Raw genomic sequence first — 17636 nt, forward strand, 5'->3', positions numbered from 1 at the left:
ATGAAAGTGTTCGGAACTGTGCATGGGTCTCCGATCATCGCACGTCAATAATCGGTACAACAGAAAGTTCATCGAGGAGAACGGCGATGCGAGAAGTGCGAGTTTTCGAGCTGGAACATGGCGAGCCTGTCACGGCCTGGCGGGTTGCGCGTCCGACGATTTTCAAGGTGATCAGCGGCAACGTCTGGCTGACCGTCGAGGGCGAGCACGAGGATCACTGGCTGGCGGCGGGGCAGTCGATCGAGTTGGCGCGTGGATCGGTGGCATGGATCAGCGCCGGGCGGGCCGGGGCGCGTTTTGCGCTGGCGAGCGGCTCGGAACGCAGGTTGCCGACGCTGCTATTCGGCTGGCCGATGCCGGCTTGGCTGGCGCGTCGGCCGGGCGTGGTCTGATGCAGGGCGAACGGCGAGCCGCCTCTTCCTGGTCCCTAAGCAGCACCTCCCGCCTCATACTCCCCGATATACCGCGCCCGCGGCCGGATCAACCGGCCATCGCGCGCCTGCTCCATCGCGTGCGCGATCCAGCCGACCACCCGCCCGAGCGCGAACAGCATGAACGCGGCCCCGCTCGGCAAGCCGAGCACGCGCTCGATCGCGGCAAGCGCGAAATCCACCGTCGGCTCCGCGCCGGTCGTGTCGCGCACCGCTCGCGCGACCTGCAGCACCTCGTTGAGCGGCGAGCGGGCTGGCGCGCAGTCGGCGAGCATCGTCAGCAATAGCCGCGCGCGCGGATCACCGTCCGGATAGAGCGGATGACCGAAGCCCGACAGCAGCGGCCCTTGCGCGCCGTGCTCGTGGCGCGCGAGACGGTTCGCCAGATAGCGGTCCAGCTCGGGCGAGCGCGACGTCTCATCGAGCAGCGCGGCGATGCGCACGGTTTCGCCGCCGTGACGCGGCCCGGAAAGCGCCGCGAGCCCGCCCGCGACCGCACCGAACAGGTGCGTGCCCGTCGACGTGATACAACGGACCGTGAACGTCGACGCGTTCAGCTCGTGATCCGCGCAGGCGACCAAGGCCGCGCGCAGCAATCCGCTTTGCTGACGGCTGCTCACCCGCCAGGCCGTCGCGATCTGCCGATGCAGCGGTTCGTTCGACGGCGCCGCCGGCAGCATCGCGGCGGCCAGCAGCCGCATCACGGCGCACGCGGTGTCGAGCTGCGCATCGCGGCCGAGCGCCCACACGCGCGGCATCTGCGCGGCGGCGGCCGGCAGCAGCACCAGCGCGCGATCGAGCGGCGTGCTGTCACTCCACAGCTTGAGCCACGCGGCCCATTGCGCGGGGGCGAGCGGCACGACCGGCGCATCGGCGATGCGCCGCGCGCTGCATTCCCACAACAGCGCCGCGACGTCTTCGAGTGACGCACTGCGCGCGAGCTCGATCGCATCGTGCCCGCGATACAGCAGCCGACCGTCCGCGACCAGCGTGATCGACGATTCGAGCACCGGTACGCCCCAGTCGAGCACCTTCTGCGCGACCTTGCCGGCGCGTTTGCCGTCCGCCTTGCGACGCGCGAGGCGGCGCACCTCAGCGGCATCGTAGAGCCGATGCCTGCCTTGCGCATCCGGCGACGAGCCGAGCATGCCTCGGCTTACATACGCGTACAGCGTCGGCAAGCTGACGCCGAGCGTTGCGGCCGCTTCGGCGGCGCTCAGGTAAATCGGGGCTGGCATAAAAGTGGGTATAAACCGAAGAAATCAATATATGTTGATTATCATAATCAACATTGATTGCGGCAAGGTGCAAATTTAGACTCGGTGTACCTGCTTCCTGTCCGCGCGGCCAGCGCGCCCGATCCCATGACGCCCGAACTCGCCCTCAAGCACATCTGGACCCTCGCCGGCTGCGATCCGGTCGCGCTGCACGCCGTGTCGCTCGCCGGCGCGGATCCCGGCTTGCCGTCGGTCTACCGTGTCGGCAGCCTCGCGGCGTCGACCATCGCCGCGACGGGCCTCGCCGCCGCCGAATACTGGCGCTTGCGCAGCGCTCGCCTGCAACAGGTGTCGGTGCAGATGCGTCGCGCGCTGGCGGCGTTTCGCAGCGAACGCTATTTGCGGATCGACGGTGGGCCGCCGCCCGCGCTGCGCGATCCGGTCACCGGCTTCTATGAAACGGGCGACGGCCGCTGGATCCAGCTGCATACGAATTTTGCGCATCACCTGAAGGGCGTGCTCGAGGTGCTCGGCTGTGACAATGGGCGGCCCTCGGTGGCGGCCGCGATTCGCGGCTGGGAGGGCGCGACGCTCGATCAAACGCTCGCCGACGCGGGCCTGTGCGCCGCCTTGATTCGCACGCCCGACGAATGGGCTGCGCTCGAGCAGGCCAAAGCGATCGCGCGCTTGCCGCTGTTCGAGATCGAGCGCATCGGTGACGCCCCAGCCGAGCCGCCGCGCCACGCCGCCGCTGGCGCTGACCCCGGTATCGACCGCCCGCTCGCAGGTGTGCGGGTGCTGGATCTGTCGCGGATCATCGCGGGACCGGTGGCCGGCCGCGCGCTCGCGCATCATGGCGCGGACGTGTTGACGATCAACGGGCCGCATCTGCCGAACATCGCGCCGCTCGTGATCGACAACGGCCGCGGCAAGCGTTCGGCAATCGTCGATCTGCGCGAGGCGGCAGGCTGCGACACGTTGCGCGGACTCGCGCGCGACGCCGACGTGTTCCTGCAGGCCTATCGTCCGGGCGCGCTCGAGGCGCGCGGCTTCGGGCCGGACGAGCTGGCACGGCTGCGGCCCGGCATCGTCTATGTCTCGGTGTGCGCGTACGGGCACACAGGGCCGTGGGCGCAGCGACGCGGCTTCGATAGTCTGGTGCAGTCGGCGAGCGGCATCGCGTGGACCGAGCGCGCGGCGGCGGGTTCAGCCGAGCCGCGGCATCTGCCGTGTCAGGCGCTCGATCACGCGACCGGCTATCTGGCCGCGTTCGGCGCGATGGTCGCGCTCGCGCGGCGCGCTCGCGAGGGCGGCAGCTGGCATGTGAAGGTGTCTCTTGCGCAGACGGGGCGTTGGCTGCAGTCGTTCGGGCTGCTGGCCGATGGGCAGCAGGCGCCCGAGGTGTCGCTCGACGATGTGCGCGATTGCGTCGCGAGCGTGCAATCGGAGTTCGGGCGTGTGCTTGGCGTGCTGCCGGCGGAGGAACTGGAGCAGACGCCTGCGTTTTATGCGCTGCCGCCGGCGCGCATCGGCGCGCACGAAGCCCGGTGGCCGTGACGGTTGGAGCGGGCGGCGCGTTCAGGTTGGGAACGCGGCGTACCTAACCGCCCACCGCGTCGCAGCTTACTTTCGCAACTCCGCCACGAAGTCGTAGTAATCGTTGCGGCAGTACGTGTCCGTCAGTTCGATCGCGCGTTGATCCGCCGTATAACCCACGCGCGTGATCAACAGCAACGCCTCGTTCGGCGCGATGCTCATCTGCTGCGCGATCTCGTCGCTCGCGTTCACCGCGCGGAAGTGCTGCAACGCGCGCACGATCGTCAGTCCGCGATTCTCCAGATACGTGTACAGCGAGTCGCCGATTGCCTGTGGATCGGGAATCACCGCGGCCGGGAACGTCGAATTCTCGACCGCCATCACGATGCCGTCGGCGAGCCGCAGCCGCCGCAGCCGCGTGACCGCTGCGGCGGGCGACAGACCCAGCTGGATCACCTCGTCGCGATTGGCCGGCGAGATTTCGCGCGACAGCCACTTCGAACTCGGCGTGAAGCCGCGCCGCCGCAGCATTTCGCTGAAGCTCGACAGACGCGACAACGGATCTTCGTAGCGCGGCGTGATGAAGCTGCCCGCGCCTTGAGTGCGGCGGATCAAACCCTGCTCCACGAGCAGCGCGATCGCCTTGCGCGACGTGATGCGCGACACGCCGAGCGCCTCCGACAGCACGCGCTCCGAAGGCAGCGCCTCGCCGGCGTTCCAGCGGTTTTCGTGGATCGCGCTGCCGAGCTTGCGGGCAAGTTGCAGATAGAGCGGCGTGTCGTTTTCCGGGTCCGGGCGCAGGTCGCGCCAGCGGTCTTCCGAGGCAGAGGTCATGGGGCTCACGCAAGATGGGCAAGCGGCAATTTTAAAACATCGGCGCGTCCTGTTATAGCTGGCTTTTGCCAGGCGCGCCGTTGTGAGGCCGCGGAGCCGCTAAACTCGTCGCCAGGTTTTTAGTAGCATGCGTTGCGTGATGAGGCGGCGGGCCAGCGCATCGCATCTGGATGGAGCCACTTTCGAGGAGTCAGCATGACGAGCGAGATCGCAAGCGTGAGCCTGCCGGGCGGCGAGCGCATGCCAGCACTGGGGCAGGGCACGTGGGAAATGGGCGAGCAGCGGGCACGACGCGCGGCGGAAATCGATGCGCTGCGCTGCGGCATCGAATTCGGCATGACGCTGATCGATACCGCCGAAATGTACGGCGACGGCGCGACCGAGTCGCTGCTCGGCGAAGCGCTCGCGGGTTTGCGCGACAAGGTGTTTCTGGTCAGCAAGGTGTATCCGCACAACGCCAGCCGGCGCGGCGTGATCGCCGCGTGCGAGCAGAGCCTGAAGCGTCTGAAAACGGACCGGCTCGATCTGTATCTGCTGCACTGGCGTGGCTCGGTGCCGCTCGCGGACACCGTCGACGGCTTCGAGGCGCTGCGGCGCGCGGGCAAGATCCGTCACTGGGGCGTCAGCAACTGCGATACCGACGACATGGAAGAACTCGTCGCGACACCAGGCGGCGACGCGTGCGCGACCAACCAGATTCTGTACAACGTGGCGCGGCGCGGGCCGGAGTTCGATCTGTTGCCGTGGCTCGCCGCGCGCGGCATGCCGGCGATGGCGTACAGCCCGGTCGATCATGCGCGGCTGCCGAAACGCTCGCCGCTCGACGATATCGCCGACGCGCGCGGCGTCTCGGTGTTTCAGGTGGCGCTCGCGTGGGTGCTGGGCAAGCCCAATGTGTGCGCGATTCCGAAGGCGGCGCGCGTCGAGCATGTGCGCGACAACCATCGCGCGTCGCAACTGGTGCTGGAAGCCGCCGAACTCGCCGCGCTCGACGCGTACTTCAAGCCGCCGCGCGGCAAGCGTGCGCTGGAGATGTTGTAAGCGCCGGCGCGGCCGCCGTCCGTTGCGCAACGGCGGCGCGCGAGGCTCGAAGCGCTGTGGGCGTCGATGACGCCGCTCGCGCTGACGCGGCGCTCAGGTGCAGGGATGGTGCTGATGCACGGAGCCGAGCACGGCGACTTCGGCGGGGGTGTGCTGCAGCGCGTCGTCCGGCACCTGGGCGGCATCGGCGAGGAAGTCGTCGACGATCGACGACACCGCCACGTCGCGCAGGCATAGCGACACGCGCTGCGTTTCGTTGGCGGGGAGGGTTGCTCGTTGCGAGAGGAACAGCACGCCGTATTGATAACCGTGGATGATGCCGCGGATCGCGCCGACGCATTGCCCTTGCGCGACGTTGTCGTGGCGCTGTTTGCAGCTCTGGACGAGCGAGTAGGCGGAGAAGCTCGGATCGACCGGTGGTGCCGCTTGCGACAAGGTTTGCGCCATTGGCTGCGCGGGTGTTTGCGCATTGGCGAGCGATGCGAGGCCCAGGGCGGCAGCGGTCAGCACGGCGGCTGCCGTACGGGTCGCGGAGGGGGGGACGCTTCTATGCATGTTGTGGGCCCTCATATCGAACGATGAATTTGATATGAGGCGGTCGTCTCGGATTGGTTCCATAACACTCGCACGCAATGGAGGTTGTGTTCCCGCCGCTCGCGGTGCGGTTCGCGCGATGGCGCGAGGCGCGGCGCGCGCGCGCTCCGAGCCATTCCGTCAGCGCGCGCCGAAGGCGGGCGGGCCGCTCCGACCGGCCTCCGGCGGTGACGCCCGACCGGGGGATCGGGACATCACCGCCGTTGCCAGCGGATAGCGGACAGTATGCCGGGACATGTCGCCGGCGGGTAGGGCGCGGGGGCTCCCTACCTGGGGCAACGGGCGACGCCTAGTGCCCGTTCCCGCCACCGTTGCCACTGCCGCCGCTGCCGCCCACCCTTGCCTCCGTCACCGCCGCCGAAGCCTCCGCCAAAGCCTCCGCCGAACCCGCCACCGAAGCCACCACCGAAGCCACCACCATTCGCACCGCCGAAACCACCGCTAGGGCCACCGCTGGAGCCTCCGCAACCGCAGCCGCCGCTCCCGCTGCCGCCGCTGCTTCCGCCTCCGCCGCTGCCGCTGCCTCCACCGCCTCCACCGCCTCCGCCGCCTCCGCCGCCTCCGCCGCCTCCGCCGCCTCCGCCGCCTCCGCCGCCTCCGCCGCCTCCGCTTCCACCGCCACCACCACCACCGCCACCGCCACCGCCACCACCGCCACCACCGCCACCACCGCCACCACCACCGCTATTTCCCTTACCGCCCGTGCCCGCACCGCCACTCCCACTTCCGCTCCCTGAACCCGCCGCCCCGGCGCCGCTGTTGCCGCTTGCGCCAGCACCGCTATTGCTCGAACCCGCCGCGCCGCCATTACCGCCGCCGTTGCCACTGCCGCCGCCGAGCCGCCCGCAGCCCGGACCGCCGAGCCCGCCGCAGCCGGCCGGCGCGAACACCGAGGCGGCATCGTCGGCGGCTGTGGCCGTGCCAGCCTCGGCGCCGGTTGCCGCGCCGTCGTTCCGCGCGAGCAGCAGCGGCGTTGAATCGCCGGGTTGCGCCCGCAACGCGTCGGCCAGCACAATCCAGCGAGGGATCACGTCCGTAGATGCCCCGTACGCGGTCCCGCCCGCCAACACCGCGACCCCCGCGAGGACCACCGCGCTGCGCATCATTGCACAGTAGTACTGATCTGATTTTCCGGTCTTCATCGCGCGTCTCCAGAGCGAAGGACGGTACCTCGCTGCCGCCTTCGCGAACTGCTCCAGCGGCGGCCGACCTGTCTGCACGCGGGTCTTGTCGAACCCCCGGTCCGTTGTGTCGAAGTTGTCCGTGCGTCGCTGCCGTGCTGATCGCGCGAGGTCGCGCCATCGCGTGGTGACGCTCGTCGTGCGGATATGCGCGGCGTTGCGCGCCCGGTTTGGCTTCGAATCTCTGGCCGCTAATTTAGCGATATCCATGCCACGCGTCGCAAAGCCTTGAAGCGACACGGGCGATATCGGGATGTGCGATGCGCACGCCGGAAAAACGCCTCAAAACGTTGCGACGATGAAACGCGCAGACGCAAAAGCGTGTTCCGACGCGGGATTCGTTAAGAGGGGCGGTGTGCGTCGATGAGGTTCGAGTCGACGCTAGCTGGCGTTTTCCGACGCATCGTCGGAGGTGCCGCCATTCGTTGGGTCGCTCGCGTTGTCGTCGCGCGGCTCGCTTTGCAGCTCGCGAAGTGTGGCGACCGGAATATGGCAGCGAATCCGGTGCGCGCAAGACGGATCGGCGGCGTCGTCCGCGTCGAGAAACGGCGGGTCCTGCTGCTCGCAGATCGCGCCGAGCTTGCGTGGACAGCGCGTGTGAAACACGCAGCCCGACGGCATCGCGCCGGGCCCGGGCAACTCGCCGGTGAGACGGATACGCGTACGTTGATGCACCTCGCCGGACGCGCCGTCGCCCGGCAGCGTCGGCACGGCGGACAGCAGCGCTTCGGTATAGGGATGCTGCGGTCCATCGAACACGGCCGCCGCCGGGCCGATTTCGAGCAGCCGGCCGAGGTAGAGCACCGCGATGCGATCCGACACATAGCGGACCACGTGCAGATCGTGCGAGATGAATACGTAGCTGACGCCGCGCTCGCGCTGCAGATCGGCGAGCAGGTTCAGAATCGCGGCCTGCACCGACACGTCGAGCGACGAAGTCGGCTCATCGCACACGACGACGCGTGGTTCGCCGGCGAACGCGCGCGCAATCGCGACGCGCTGTTTGAGTCCGCCCGAAAGCTGGCGCGAACGTGCATCCAGATAGCGCTCGGGCAGCCGCACGGCGTCCGTCAGCGTGGCGAGCCGTGCGTCGATCTCGGGCCCGCGCAGCGCGGTGAAGCGCGCGAGCGCACGGCCGATCAGCCGCTTGACGGAATGCGCGCGATTGAGCGCCGAGTCCGGATTCTGGAACACGATCTGCAGCGATTTCAGCTGCTCGTCGCTGCGTCGCGTGACGCGCGCGGCGAGCGGGGCGCCGTCGAGTTCGAGCACGCTGCCGGCATCGGGTGCGAGCAGGCCGAGCAGTAGTCGCGCGAGCGTTGTCTTGCCGCTGCCCGATTCGCCGACGAGGCCGAGCGTCTCGCCGCTCGCGAGTTCGAGCGACACGTCGTCGACCGCGCGCAGCGGGACGCCCGATACGTGGAATGTTTTCGACAGGTTCCGGGCGCGCAAGACCGGCCCAGAGGGCGCGCGCGGCGCCGCGTTGGATGATGCGGCCGCCACCGGCGCCGCGCTCGATGTCGCACGCGGCAGTTCGATCGCACGCTCGTGATAGTGGCAGCGCGCCATCTGATCGCCATGCCGGGCGCCGAGGCGATAGGGCGGCGGCGCGTCGCGGCGGCAGCGCTCGTCGGCGAGACGGCAGCGCTCCGCATAGATGCAGCCCTGCGTGACCGAGCCCGGCAGAGGCAGGCCGCCCGCGATCGTATCGAGCCGCTCGCTGTCCTTGCTGCGTCCGGCCGTCGGCAGGCAGCGCAGCAACCCGACCGTGTACGGATGACGCGGCCGTGCGAACACGTCCTGGGTCGCGCCTTCCTCGACCAGCTTGCCCGCGTACAGCACGCCGACGCGTTCGCACATGCGGCCGATCACCGCGAGGTTGTGGCTGATGAACAGCACCGCGGTGCCGAGTTCCTCGCGCAACCGTGCGACGAGGTCGAGCACTTCCGCTTCGACGGTCGCATCGAGGCCGGTAGTCGGTTCGTCGAGAATCAGCAGCGCGGGGTTCGACGCGAGCGCCATCGCGATCACGACGCGCTGCTGCATGCCGCCCGACAATTGATGCGGATAGCTGTTCATCACGCGCTCGGGTGCCGCGATGCGGACGCGGTTGAGTATCTCGAGCGTGCGTTGCAGCGCCTCGTCGCGCGTGACGCCGGCCGCCTCGAATGCTTCGGAAACCTGACGGGCGATCGTCAGCGATGGATTCAGTGCGCGCCCCGGGTCCTGGTAGACCATCGAGACGGTCGTCGCACGCATGCTGCGCAGCGCGTCGGCACCCAGCTTCTGCACGTCCTCACCGGCGATTACGATCTTGCCGGCCTTCACCTTGCCGTTGCGCGGCAGATAGCGCAGCGTCGCCATTGCCACGGTCGACTTGCCGCAACCGGATTCGCCGACGAGCCCATACGCCTCGCCGCGTCGCACGCGAAACGATACGTCCTGCAGCACTTCGCGATCGCGTCCGCGGATCCGGTAGGTGACCGTCAGGCCGACCACGGTCAGCGCATCGGTGCGATCGCTTTTCGACACGTCGAACGCCGCGAACGAGGAGGGCGGTGGGCCGTTCATTGGTCGAGCACTCCCTGCACGCCGTCGGCGATCAGATTGACGCCGACCACCAGTGACGCGATCGCGCCCGCCGCAAACACGACGGTCCACCACGCGCCGCCCGCCATCAACGTGTACGACTCGGACAGCGCGAGCCCCCAGTCGGCCGACGGCGGCTGGATGCCGAAGCCGAGAAACGACAGCGTCGCGACCGCGAAGATCGCATAGCCGAGCCGCACCGTTGCTTCGACGACGATCGGCGGCAGCACGTTCGGCAGGATCTCCGCGAACATGATGTACGGCGCGCGTTCGCCGCGCAGCTGCGCGGCGGCCACATAGTCGAGATGCCGCTCTGCGAACACGGCGGCGCGCACGGTGCGGGCTGTTATCGGCGTGAAGGTGGTGCCGATCACGAGAATCACCGTGAAGTTCGACGCACCGACCGCGGCGAGCGCGAGCAGCGCGACGATCACGAGCGGCAGCGCGAGCACCGCGTCGATCATGCGGCCGATGACGTCGTCGACCCAGCCGTCGAAGTAGCCGACCACCAGGCCGAGCGCGGTGCCCGCCGCGGTGCCGAGCAGTGTCGCGAGCGGCGCGATCGTCAGGATGTCGCGCGCGCCGACGATCACGCGCGAGAATACGTCGCGGCCGAGCTGATCGGTGCCGAACCAGTGCGTGCGATCGGGCGGCGTCAGCGAATTGAGCGGATCGGACGCGTACGGATCGAGATGCACGAACCACGGCCCGGCGATCGCGCAGACGATCCACCACGCGACGATCAGTGCGCCCACGATGAAGGTCGGCGAACCGAGCAGCAGGAGGAGGCGCGGGAAACGCGGCTCGGAGCCCGGTGCGCCGGGCGCGGGCGAGCCTGGTGGCGTCGATGAAGCCGGCGGCACGGTCGTATTCATTCGGCGGTCCTCACCCGCAGTCGCGGATTGAGCAGCACGTGCAGCGCATCGGCGACCAGATTCGCGAGCGTATAGACGACGCCGATCGTCAGTACGCCCGCTTCGAGCATTGGAAAGTCCTTCGCCTTGGCGGCGTTGTAGATCAGCGAGCCGATGCCCTGGTAGCGGAACAGCGTCTCGACCACCGCGAGTCCGCCGATCATGTAGCCGAGTTGGGTGGCGGCGACGGTGATCGTCGGCAGCAGTGCATTGCGCAGCACGTGCCGCCAGATCACGACGTGGCGCGGCAGGCCCTTGAGGATGGCGGTGCGCGTGTAGTCGGCGTCGAGCGCTTCGACGGTGCCCGCGCGTGCCATTCGCGCGATGTAGCCGAAGAACACGAGGACGAGCGGCAGCACCGGCAGCACCAGATGGCGCAGCTGTTCGAGCACGCTCGCATCGGGCGGAGATGAGGCCTCGATGGGCAGCCAGCGCAGCCACACGCCGAACACGAGAATCAGCACGATCGACGACACGAACTCCGGCACCACGGTCGCCGACAAACCGGCGATGCTGATCGTGCGATCGAGCCAGCGCCCCGCATGCATCGCCGACCACACGCCGCCCGCGATGCCGAGCGGCACGACGACGATGAACGCGAGCAGACCGAGCTTCGCCGAATGCCCGAGCGCATCGGCGATGAACGGCCTGACCGGTTCGCGATACGCGTACGACAGCCCCATGTTGCCGCGCACGAAATGCGTGATCCAGTCGATGTATTGCGTGAGCAGCGGCCGGTCGGCGCCGAGCTGATGATCGAGCGCGGCGACCGCGCGCGCATCGGCGAGCGGCCCGAGCACCGCGCGGCCGATATCGCCGGGCAGCAGCTGGCCGCCCGCGAACACGATCACCGACAGCAGCCACAGCGTGATCAGCGAAAGACCCGCGCGCGTCGCGAGAAAACGCGCGACGCGGCCCGCGTTGCCGTTCCTCGCGCGCGGCGGACGCGATGTATTCGAGGCGGGAGAGGGCGCCGGAGCCGACATCGTGAGTTCTCCTGCGAAAAGCGAGACGGACAGCGCGCTGCTTACGCGCTGAGCGTCGCGCGATCGAAATACAGTTGCGCGAGCGCAGTGAAGCGCACGCCGTTCACACCCTTGCGCATCGCGATCAGCTGATCGTAGAAGAACGGGATGATCAGCGGCGTTTCGTCGAGCAATAGCGTCTGGATCTGCCCGGAGATTTTCTTTTGCGTGGCGAGATCGATCGCCGCGACGAACTGCGCGACCAGTTGATCGTATTGCGGATTCTTGAAGTGCGCGGCGTTCCATGTGCCGTTGCTCGTCAGCGTCGCGGTGAGGAATACGTTCGGCACGCCGCGATGGCCGTAATCGGTGATGCCGAGCGGCGAGTCGAGCCAGTCGGATTTGCCCGGCGTGCCCGCGCCGTAGTAGAGCGATTGGCTCTCGACCTTCAGATTGATGCGCACGCCGATCGCCTTCGCGGCGTTCTGCACGACGACTGCGAGGTCGGGGATCTCCATGTATTTTTCGGTGGTCAGCGTGACGTCGAAACCATTCGGCACGCCAGCCTGCGCGAGCAGCTGCTTCGCCTTCGCGACGTCGATCTTGCGTTGCGGCACGCCCGCATCCGACGATGGAAACACCGGCGCGAACGGGCTGTCGTTGCCGAGTTGTGCGCGACCCTTGAAGAGACCGCGCACGATCACGTCGCGATCGAGCGACAACGCGAGTGCCTGACGCACGCGCTTGTCCTTGAAGAGCGGGCTGTCGTTGCGCATGTGAATCTGGCGGTGCGCGCTCGACTTGACGCCGACCGCCTTGTAGTCCGGATTGTTCAGGATGGCCGCGCCGCCCTGCACGGTGAACGTGCCCATCACGTCGGCCTGATGGCCTTGCAACGCGAGCAGTTGAGCCTGCTCGTCGGCGTAGAACGAAAACTGTACGCGTTGCGGTAACGCTTTTTCGCCCCAGTAGTCGGGATTGCGCACGAACGACGCGCCAACCTTCGGCTGATACTTTTCGAATTTGAACGGACCCGTGCCGATGAAACTCTTTTCGTAGTTGCCCGCGAAGTTCGCGGGCAGGATCACCGCGTTGTAATTATCCGAGGAAACGTAGTACGGGAAATTGCCGGTCGGCGCGTCGAGATGAAACTCCACCGTGTGTTCGTCGACGACCTTCGCTCCGCCTTTCGACAGCACGCCCTTTAGTACCGATAGCGCGGCCGAGCCGCTCGCGGGATCGGCGAGACGGTCGAAGGTCGCGACCACATCTTTCGCGCCGAAGCTCTGGCCGTCGTGGAATTTCACGTTCTGGCGCAGTTTGAAGGTCCACACGTCGCCCTTGTCGTTCGGCTTCCACGACAGCGCGAGCGCGGGCTTCAGCATCAGCTTCTCGCCGTCGTCGTCGATCAGGAATTCGCCGGTCTGGTTCAGCAGCGCGAGACTCGCGGCGTCAGTCACCGTCAGCGGATCGACGGCGCCCGCCGGCGTCAGATGCGCGACGCGGATCGTCTGGTTCGACGTGGGCGGTGCACCTTGCGCCCGCGCTCGCGGCGCGCCGAGCAGGCCGCCACCCGCGAGCGACAGACCGATCACGCTCGCATGTCGTAGCAGCTCGCGGCGCGTGATGCGGCCGGCGACAAACTCGTCGAGGGCGTGGTTGCCGTAGGCGTCGGCTGTGAGGCGGGCTGCGTCCAATGCGTCAGGTGCGAGAAATCGGTCCGCTGGCGTTTTCATCGATGGCGTGTCCAACCCGTTCTATTGCTGGTTCGGAGGCGTCGCGCGAGCCGCGCGACGGCGCGAGGGGCAGCAGCGCGCCTTCCGATGGGCGATGGGATGCGGTGGGGCCGCTATCGCGAAAGGGCAACGCTGTGCAGAGCGATCTCAGTGTAAGCGATTGCTTGCGGCTCTGGCGCACCGGGGGCGCGCCGCGCTAGTCGATCGGCCGATAAATGACGCGCGGTGTGTCGTCGTCACAACGGTTACCGGACGCGTGCTCGCGAGGGGCGGCCGCGATTGCGGACGGATTGGCGGAGCAACACGGTGCGAAATGCGGTTTCGAACTCCACAAGGTGGAACGCTCAAAGAAACCTACGGTGTAGATCGGTTTCCCGGTAGGCCAGGCCACTTATCGTGCCGCCGTATCCGGCCGTCTCCAGCGATGAAACAGCACCGAGCCGATCCAGCACGCCATGAAGGCCGCGACGATCGCATAGCCGAGCGCGCCGAAATGATCGTTGATTCCGACGATCGCATCCGACACCCCGCCGCTCCAGCCGAAGCGATCCGACAGCAGCCCCAGCGCCTCGACGCCGCCAATCACGATCGCGACCATCGCCGACACGAACGTGATGCTCGCGTTGTAGTAAAGCTTGCGCTTCGGGTCGTCCATCGCCCAGCCGTACGCGTGCACCATCAGCACGTTGTCGGTCGAATCGACAAGCGTCATGCCGGCCGTGAAGAGCGCCGGGAACACGAGGATCGAATAGAGCGGCAGGCCAGTGCTGGCCTGCGACGCAGCGATCGCGAGCAGGCCGATCTCGGTCGCGGTGTCGAAGCCGAGACCGAACAGCACGCCGACCGGATACATGTGCCAGCTTTTCGTGACCAGCCGAAACAGCGGCCGCAATGCGCGCGACAGCAGCCCGGCTGGGGCGAGCGCATCGGCTGACGCTGTGCTCGCAACGTCGCCACGTTGCGTGTGCCGGTAGCGGCGCCACACGTCGCGCAGGACCACGAGATTGACCGCCGCGAGCACCAGCAGGAACGACGCGGAAACCAGTGTCCCGAGCGTGCCACCTACTTCCTTGAAGCTCTCGAAGCGCCCATTCAGCGAATGCGTGGTCCAGGCGATGCCGATCGTCGCCGCGATCACGATCGTCGAATGGCCGAGCGAAAACGCGAGCCCGATCCCGACCGGTCGCATGCCGGTTTGCATCAGCTTGCGCGTAACGGCGTCGATCGCCGCGATGTGGTCGGCGTCGACCGCATGACGCAGACCGAAGCCATACGCGAGCAGCGCGGTGCCGAGCAGCAGCGGGTAGTGGCGAAACGCGATTAGCGCCCACAGCCATGCGCCGAGGTTGGCGGCGAGCAGCATCGCGTAGAGCGCGACTAGGCGAGGGCGCAGCGAGGCGTTAGGCGTCATGTGGCACGAGCGGATGAATGGATAGGTTGATGAGCGGCTTAGTGATCGTGCGGATGCTTGTGGATCGGATCGACCCAGTAGACCGTTTCCGGCTGCTCCACCGCGTCGATGTTCAAATTGACGACGACCGCTTCGTTGTCGCTGCGCACGAGCACGCATTCGAGCGGCTCGTCGGTGCTCGCGTTGATCTCCTGATGCGGCACATAGGGCGGCACGAAGATGAAGTCGCCGGGACCGGCCTCGGCGGTGAATTCCAGATGCTCGCCCCAGCGCATGCGCGCCTGGCCGCGCACAACGTAGATCACGCTTTCGAGCGCGCCATGATGATGCGCGCCGGTCTTCGCATTCGGATGGATCGTCACGGTGCCGGCCCAGATTTTCTGCGCGCCGACGCGAGCCGCGTTGATCGCGGCCGCGCGGTTCATGCCCGGCGTTTGCGCGGTGTTGGTGTCGAGCTGATCGCCGCGGATGACCTTCACGCCGTGTTCGCGCCAGTCGATCTGCTGGCTGGCTTCGGTGGCGTCGTGCTCGGCCCGGTAATGCGGATGTTCGTGATCGTGGCTCATCGTGTCTCCTCCTCGGCTGGCGTGCCGCGTTCGAGTCGTGCGCTTCGGTCTTACGATTCAGGCGCGTGCCGCATGGCTGATCAACATTCTGGCACGTTCAAAAAACGGGTGCGTGGCTCGACGATGCAAACGGCGCCATAAAAAAAGCCCGCTCACAGGGAGCGGGCTTCGGCTTGTCGCGCTCAACGCCGCCGCGTCAGCGTCATTGTTTCTTCGTGTTGATCACGGCCTCGGCGACATTGCTCGGCGTCTCGGCGTAATGCTTGAACTCCATCGTGTAGGTCGCGCGGCCCTGGGTGGCCGAGCGCAGCGACGTCGAATAGCCGAACATCTCGGCGAGCGGCACCTCCGCGCGCACCAGCTTGCCGCCGCCGCCCGCGATGTCTTCCATGCCCTGCACCATGCCGCGTCGGCTCGACAGGTCGCCCATCACGTTGCCCATGAAGTCCTCGGGCGTTTCCACCTCGACGGCCATCATCGGTTCGAGCAGGATGGGCTTCGCCTTGCGCATCGCTTCCTTGAACGCTATCGAGCCGGCCATGCGGAACGCGTTTTCGTTCGAGTCGACGTCGTGGTACGAACCGAAAGTCAGCGTGACCTTCACGTCGACGACCGGATAGCCCGCCAGCACGCCGGCTTTCAGCGTTTCCACGATGCCCTTGTCGACTGCGGGGATGAATTCGCGCGGAATCACGCCGCCCTTGATCGCGTCTACGAATTCGTAGCCCTTGCCCTGCTCGGACGGCTCCAGCGTAATCACCGCGTGGCCATACTGACCGCGGCCGCCCGACTGCTTGACGAACTTGCCTTCGACGTCCTCGACCTTGTTGCGCACGGTTTCGCGATACGCGACCTGCGGCTTGCCGACGGTCGCTTCCACGCCGAACTCGCGCTTCATCCGGTCGACCAGGATTTCGAGGTGCAGCTCGCCCATGCCGGAGATGATCGTCTGTCCGGATTCCTCATCGGTCTGCACACGGAACGACGGGTCTTCCTGCGCGAGACGGTTCAGCGCGATGCCCATCTTTTCCTGGTCGGCCTTGGTCTTCGGTTCGACGGCCTGCGAGATCACCGGGTCCGGGAAGATCATCTTTTCGAGGATGATTACATGGTTAGGATCGCAGAGCGTGTCGCCGGTGGTCGCTTCCTTCAGGCCGACGGCCGCGGCGATGTCGCCCGCGTAGACCTCCTTGATTTCCTTGCGCTCGTTCGCGTGCATCTGCAGGATCCGGCCGAGGCGTTCCTTCTTTTCCTTGACCGCGTTGTAGACCGTGTCGCCCGAGTTGACGACGCCCGAGTACACGCGGAAGAAGATCAGCTGACCGACGAACGGGTCGGTCATGATCTTGAAGGCGAGCGCCGAGAACGGATCGTCGTCGTTGGGATGACGCTCGATTTCCTTGTCGTGCTCGTCGTGACCGGTGATCGCGGGCACGTCGACCGGCGACGGCAGATAGTCGATCACCGCGTCGAGCATCGCCTGCACGCCCTTGTTCTTGAACGCGCTGCCGCACAACATCGGCACGATCTGGTTGGCGATCGTGCGCGCGCGGATGCCGTGCTTGATTTCGGCTTCGCTCAGCGGTTCGCCGCCGAGGTACTTCTCGAGCAGTTCCTCGTTCGCCTCGGCCGCGGCCTCGACCATCTTGTCGTGCCATTCCTTCGCGGTGGCCGCGAGTTCAGCCGGGATGTCGCGGTACTCGAACTTGATGCCCTGGCTGTCGTCGTCCCAATAGATCGCCTTCATCTTGACGAGGTCGACCACGCCCTGGAAGTGCTCTTCCGCGCCGATCGGAATCTGGATCGGCACGGCGACCCCCTTCAGACGATCGCCGATCTGCCGCTGCACGCGGAAGAAGTCCGCGCCGACGCGGTCCATCTTGTTGACGAATGCGATGCGCGGCACCTTGTACTTGTTCGCCTGGCGCCACACGGTTTCCGATTGCGGCTGCACGCCGCCGACCGAGTCGTACACCATGCAGGCGCCGTCGAGCACGCGCATCGAGCGCTCGACTTCGATCGTGAAGTCGACGTGCCCGGGGGTGTCGATGATGTTGATCCGATGCTCGGGATAGTTGCCGGCCATGCCCTTCCAGAACGCGGTCGTGGCCGCCGACGTGATCGTGATGCCGCGCTCCTGCTCCTGTTCCATCCAGTCCATCGTCGCCGCACCGTCGTGAACCTCGCCGATCTTGTGGGTCACGCCGGTGTAGAACAGGATCCGTTCGGTGGTGGTGGTTTTGCCGGCATCGATGTGAGCGCTGATGCCGATATTCCGGTAGCGCTCGATGGGAGTCTTGCGGGGCACGTGAATCTCCTTGTAATGGCGCGCCTGAAACGCATGCCGGGCGACCGCGTGGGCCGCCCGGGGAGTCTGAGTGGTGCTTTATCTGGCGTTACCTTGTCGAGATTACAAGGATAGCGCGTCGATTGGTCTTTTGCATGAATCCTGCCAGCCGGCGCGAAGGCTGGTGGCGCGGGGCTGAGCGGGCGAAAAAAAGCCGGCGCCTCGGGTCGAGACGCCGGCTTTTCGCGGGATAGCGTGGCGGGACGGTGCCCCCGCTCAGAGGCCGCTCCGGGGCCATTTACGGGGCTGCACGGACACGCGGACCGGCGGTGAG

The 17636-nt window shown here is 67.1% G+C and carries 15 protein-coding genes; 4 read left to right on the top strand and 11 right to left on the bottom strand.

The window, feature by feature from the left end; translation table 11 throughout:
- The first annotated feature begins 86 nt into the window (after positions 1-86).
- Positions 87-392: a DUF2917 domain-containing protein gene (locus OKW39_RS15805; protein WP_184023083.1), complete on the top strand. Its 306-nt coding sequence runs from the start codon at positions 87-89 to the stop codon at positions 390-392.
- Positions 393-427: 35 nt separating this feature from the next.
- Here OKW39_RS15805 and OKW39_RS15810 read toward each other — a convergent pair whose 3' ends face one another.
- Positions 428-1669, bottom strand: coding sequence for a citrate/2-methylcitrate synthase (locus tag OKW39_RS15810; RefSeq protein WP_429562991.1), 1242 nt, complete (start codon positions 1667-1669; stop codon positions 428-430).
- A 126-nt stretch (positions 1670-1795) separates the two neighbouring features.
- Here OKW39_RS15810 and OKW39_RS15815 point away from each other — a divergent pair, with 126 nt between their 5' ends.
- Entirely contained in the window at positions 1796-3205 is a 1410-nt protein-coding gene (locus OKW39_RS15815; RefSeq protein WP_429562992.1) for a CoA transferase, read from the top strand.
- Positions 3206-3271: 66 nt separating this feature from the next.
- Here the strand turns inward: OKW39_RS15815 and OKW39_RS15820 are convergent, their stop codons facing one another.
- Positions 3272-4018, bottom strand: coding sequence for a GntR family transcriptional regulator (locus tag OKW39_RS15820; RefSeq protein ID WP_013090333.1), 747 nt, complete (start codon positions 4016-4018; stop codon positions 3272-3274).
- A 195-nt stretch (positions 4019-4213) separates the two neighbouring features.
- Between OKW39_RS15820 and OKW39_RS15825 the strand changes: the two genes are divergently transcribed.
- Positions 4214-5059, top strand: a complete 846-nt coding sequence (locus tag OKW39_RS15825; protein WP_429363111.1) for an aldo/keto reductase — start codon at positions 4214-4216, stop codon at positions 5057-5059.
- Positions 5060-5152: 93 nt separating this feature from the next.
- Here OKW39_RS15825 and OKW39_RS15830 read toward each other — a convergent pair whose 3' ends face one another.
- Together OKW39_RS15830 and OKW39_RS15835 are read right to left on the bottom strand one after the other, a co-directional pair.
- The gene (locus OKW39_RS15830) at positions 5153-5614 is read right to left on the bottom strand and encodes a Rap1a/Tai family immunity protein (RefSeq protein ID WP_184023091.1); all 462 of its coding nucleotides are present in this window, start codon (positions 5612-5614) and stop codon (positions 5153-5155) included.
- A gap of 328 nt (positions 5615-5942) precedes the next feature.
- Positions 5943-6335 (bottom strand): hypothetical protein, encoded by a 393-nt coding sequence (locus tag OKW39_RS15835; RefSeq protein ID WP_429562993.1) that lies wholly within the window; start codon positions 6333-6335, stop codon positions 5943-5945.
- Positions 6336-6412: 77 nt separating this feature from the next.
- Here OKW39_RS15835 and OKW39_RS15840 point away from each other — a divergent pair, with 77 nt between their 5' ends.
- A complete protein-coding gene (locus tag OKW39_RS15840; RefSeq protein WP_429562994.1) occupies positions 6413-6769 on the top strand; it encodes a hypothetical protein in 357 nt (118 codons plus the stop codon).
- A 446-nt stretch (positions 6770-7215) separates the two neighbouring features.
- On the opposite strand, the gene OKW39_RS15845 is transcribed toward OKW39_RS15840, so the two are convergent.
- The 7 genes from OKW39_RS15845 to fusA form a co-directional block, all read right to left on the bottom strand.
- The gene (locus OKW39_RS15845) at positions 7216-9405 is read right to left on the bottom strand and encodes an ABC transporter ATP-binding protein (protein WP_429562995.1); all 2190 of its coding nucleotides are present in this window, start codon (positions 9403-9405) and stop codon (positions 7216-7218) included.
- Positions 9402-10298: an ABC transporter permease gene (locus tag OKW39_RS15850; RefSeq protein ID WP_184051565.1), complete on the bottom strand. Its 897-nt coding sequence runs from the start codon at positions 10296-10298 to the stop codon at positions 9402-9404. Before OKW39_RS15850 ends, OKW39_RS15845 begins: the two co-directional genes overlap by 4 nt.
- Positions 10295-11323 carry an ABC transporter permease gene (locus tag OKW39_RS15855; protein ID WP_429562996.1) on the bottom strand — a complete coding sequence of 343 codons (1029 nt, stop codon included), beginning with the start codon at positions 11321-11323 and terminating at the stop codon, positions 10295-10297. The genes OKW39_RS15850 and OKW39_RS15855 overlap by 4 nt, the downstream gene beginning before the upstream one ends.
- 41 nt (positions 11324-11364) lie before the next feature.
- A complete protein-coding gene (locus OKW39_RS15860) occupies positions 11365-13038 on the bottom strand; it encodes an ABC transporter substrate-binding protein (RefSeq protein ID WP_429335221.1) in 1674 nt (557 codons plus the stop codon).
- 391 nt (positions 13039-13429) lie between these two features.
- Positions 13430-14449 (bottom strand): HoxN/HupN/NixA family nickel/cobalt transporter, encoded by a 1020-nt coding sequence (locus tag OKW39_RS15865; protein ID WP_429363116.1) that lies wholly within the window; start codon positions 14447-14449, stop codon positions 13430-13432.
- Between the two features lie 38 nt (positions 14450-14487).
- Entirely contained in the window at positions 14488-15015 is a 528-nt protein-coding gene (locus OKW39_RS15870; RefSeq protein WP_184006381.1) for a cupin domain-containing protein, read from the bottom strand.
- Positions 15016-15217: 202 nt separating this feature from the next.
- The gene (gene fusA, locus OKW39_RS15875; RefSeq protein ID WP_090801583.1) at positions 15218-17323 is read right to left on the bottom strand and encodes an elongation factor G; all 2106 of its coding nucleotides are present in this window, start codon (positions 17321-17323) and stop codon (positions 15218-15220) included.
- Positions 17324-17636: the final 313 nt, after the last annotated feature.

The organism is Paraburkholderia sp. MM6662-R1 (assembly GCF_050436245.1).
In the GTDB taxonomy this organism is placed as follows: domain Bacteria; phylum Pseudomonadota; class Gammaproteobacteria; order Burkholderiales; family Burkholderiaceae; genus Paraburkholderia; species Paraburkholderia tuberum.

What these genes read in the sequence shown, in the direction of transcription:
- OKW39_RS15860 (WP_429335221.1), bottom strand. Translation starts at nt 13,038, where the DNA reads ATGAAAACGCCAGCGGACCGATTTCTCGCACCTGACGCATTGGACGCA.
- OKW39_RS15845 (WP_429562995.1), bottom strand. Translation starts at nt 9,405, where the DNA reads ATGAACGGCCCACCGCCCTCCTCGTTCGCGGCGTTCGACGTGTCGAAA.
- OKW39_RS15855 (WP_429562996.1), bottom strand. Translation starts at nt 11,323, where the DNA reads ATGTCGGCTCCGGCGCCCTCTCCCGCCTCGAATACATCGCGTCCGCCG.
- OKW39_RS15865 (WP_429363116.1), bottom strand. Translation starts at nt 14,449, where the DNA reads ATGACGCCTAACGCCTCGCTGCGCCCTCGCCTAGTCGCGCTCTACGCG.
- OKW39_RS15820 (WP_013090333.1), bottom strand. Translation starts at nt 4,018, where the DNA reads ATGACCTCTGCCTCGGAAGACCGCTGGCGCGACCTGCGCCCGGACCCG.
- OKW39_RS15805 (WP_184023083.1), top strand. Translation starts at nt 87, where the DNA reads ATGCGAGAAGTGCGAGTTTTCGAGCTGGAACATGGCGAGCCTGTCACG.
- OKW39_RS15815 (WP_429562992.1), top strand. Translation starts at nt 1,796, where the DNA reads ATGACGCCCGAACTCGCCCTCAAGCACATCTGGACCCTCGCCGGCTGC.
- OKW39_RS15870 (WP_184006381.1), bottom strand. Translation starts at nt 15,015, where the DNA reads ATGAGCCACGATCACGAACATCCGCATTACCGGGCCGAGCACGACGCC.
- OKW39_RS15830 (WP_184023091.1), bottom strand. Translation starts at nt 5,614, where the DNA reads ATGCATAGAAGCGTCCCCCCCTCCGCGACCCGTACGGCAGCCGCCGTG.
- OKW39_RS15825 (WP_429363111.1), top strand. Translation starts at nt 4,214, where the DNA reads ATGACGAGCGAGATCGCAAGCGTGAGCCTGCCGGGCGGCGAGCGCATG.
- OKW39_RS15850 (WP_184051565.1), bottom strand. Translation starts at nt 10,298, where the DNA reads ATGAATACGACCGTGCCGCCGGCTTCATCGACGCCACCAGGCTCGCCC.
- OKW39_RS15810 (WP_429562991.1), bottom strand. Translation starts at nt 1,669, where the DNA reads ATGCCAGCCCCGATTTACCTGAGCGCCGCCGAAGCGGCCGCAACGCTC.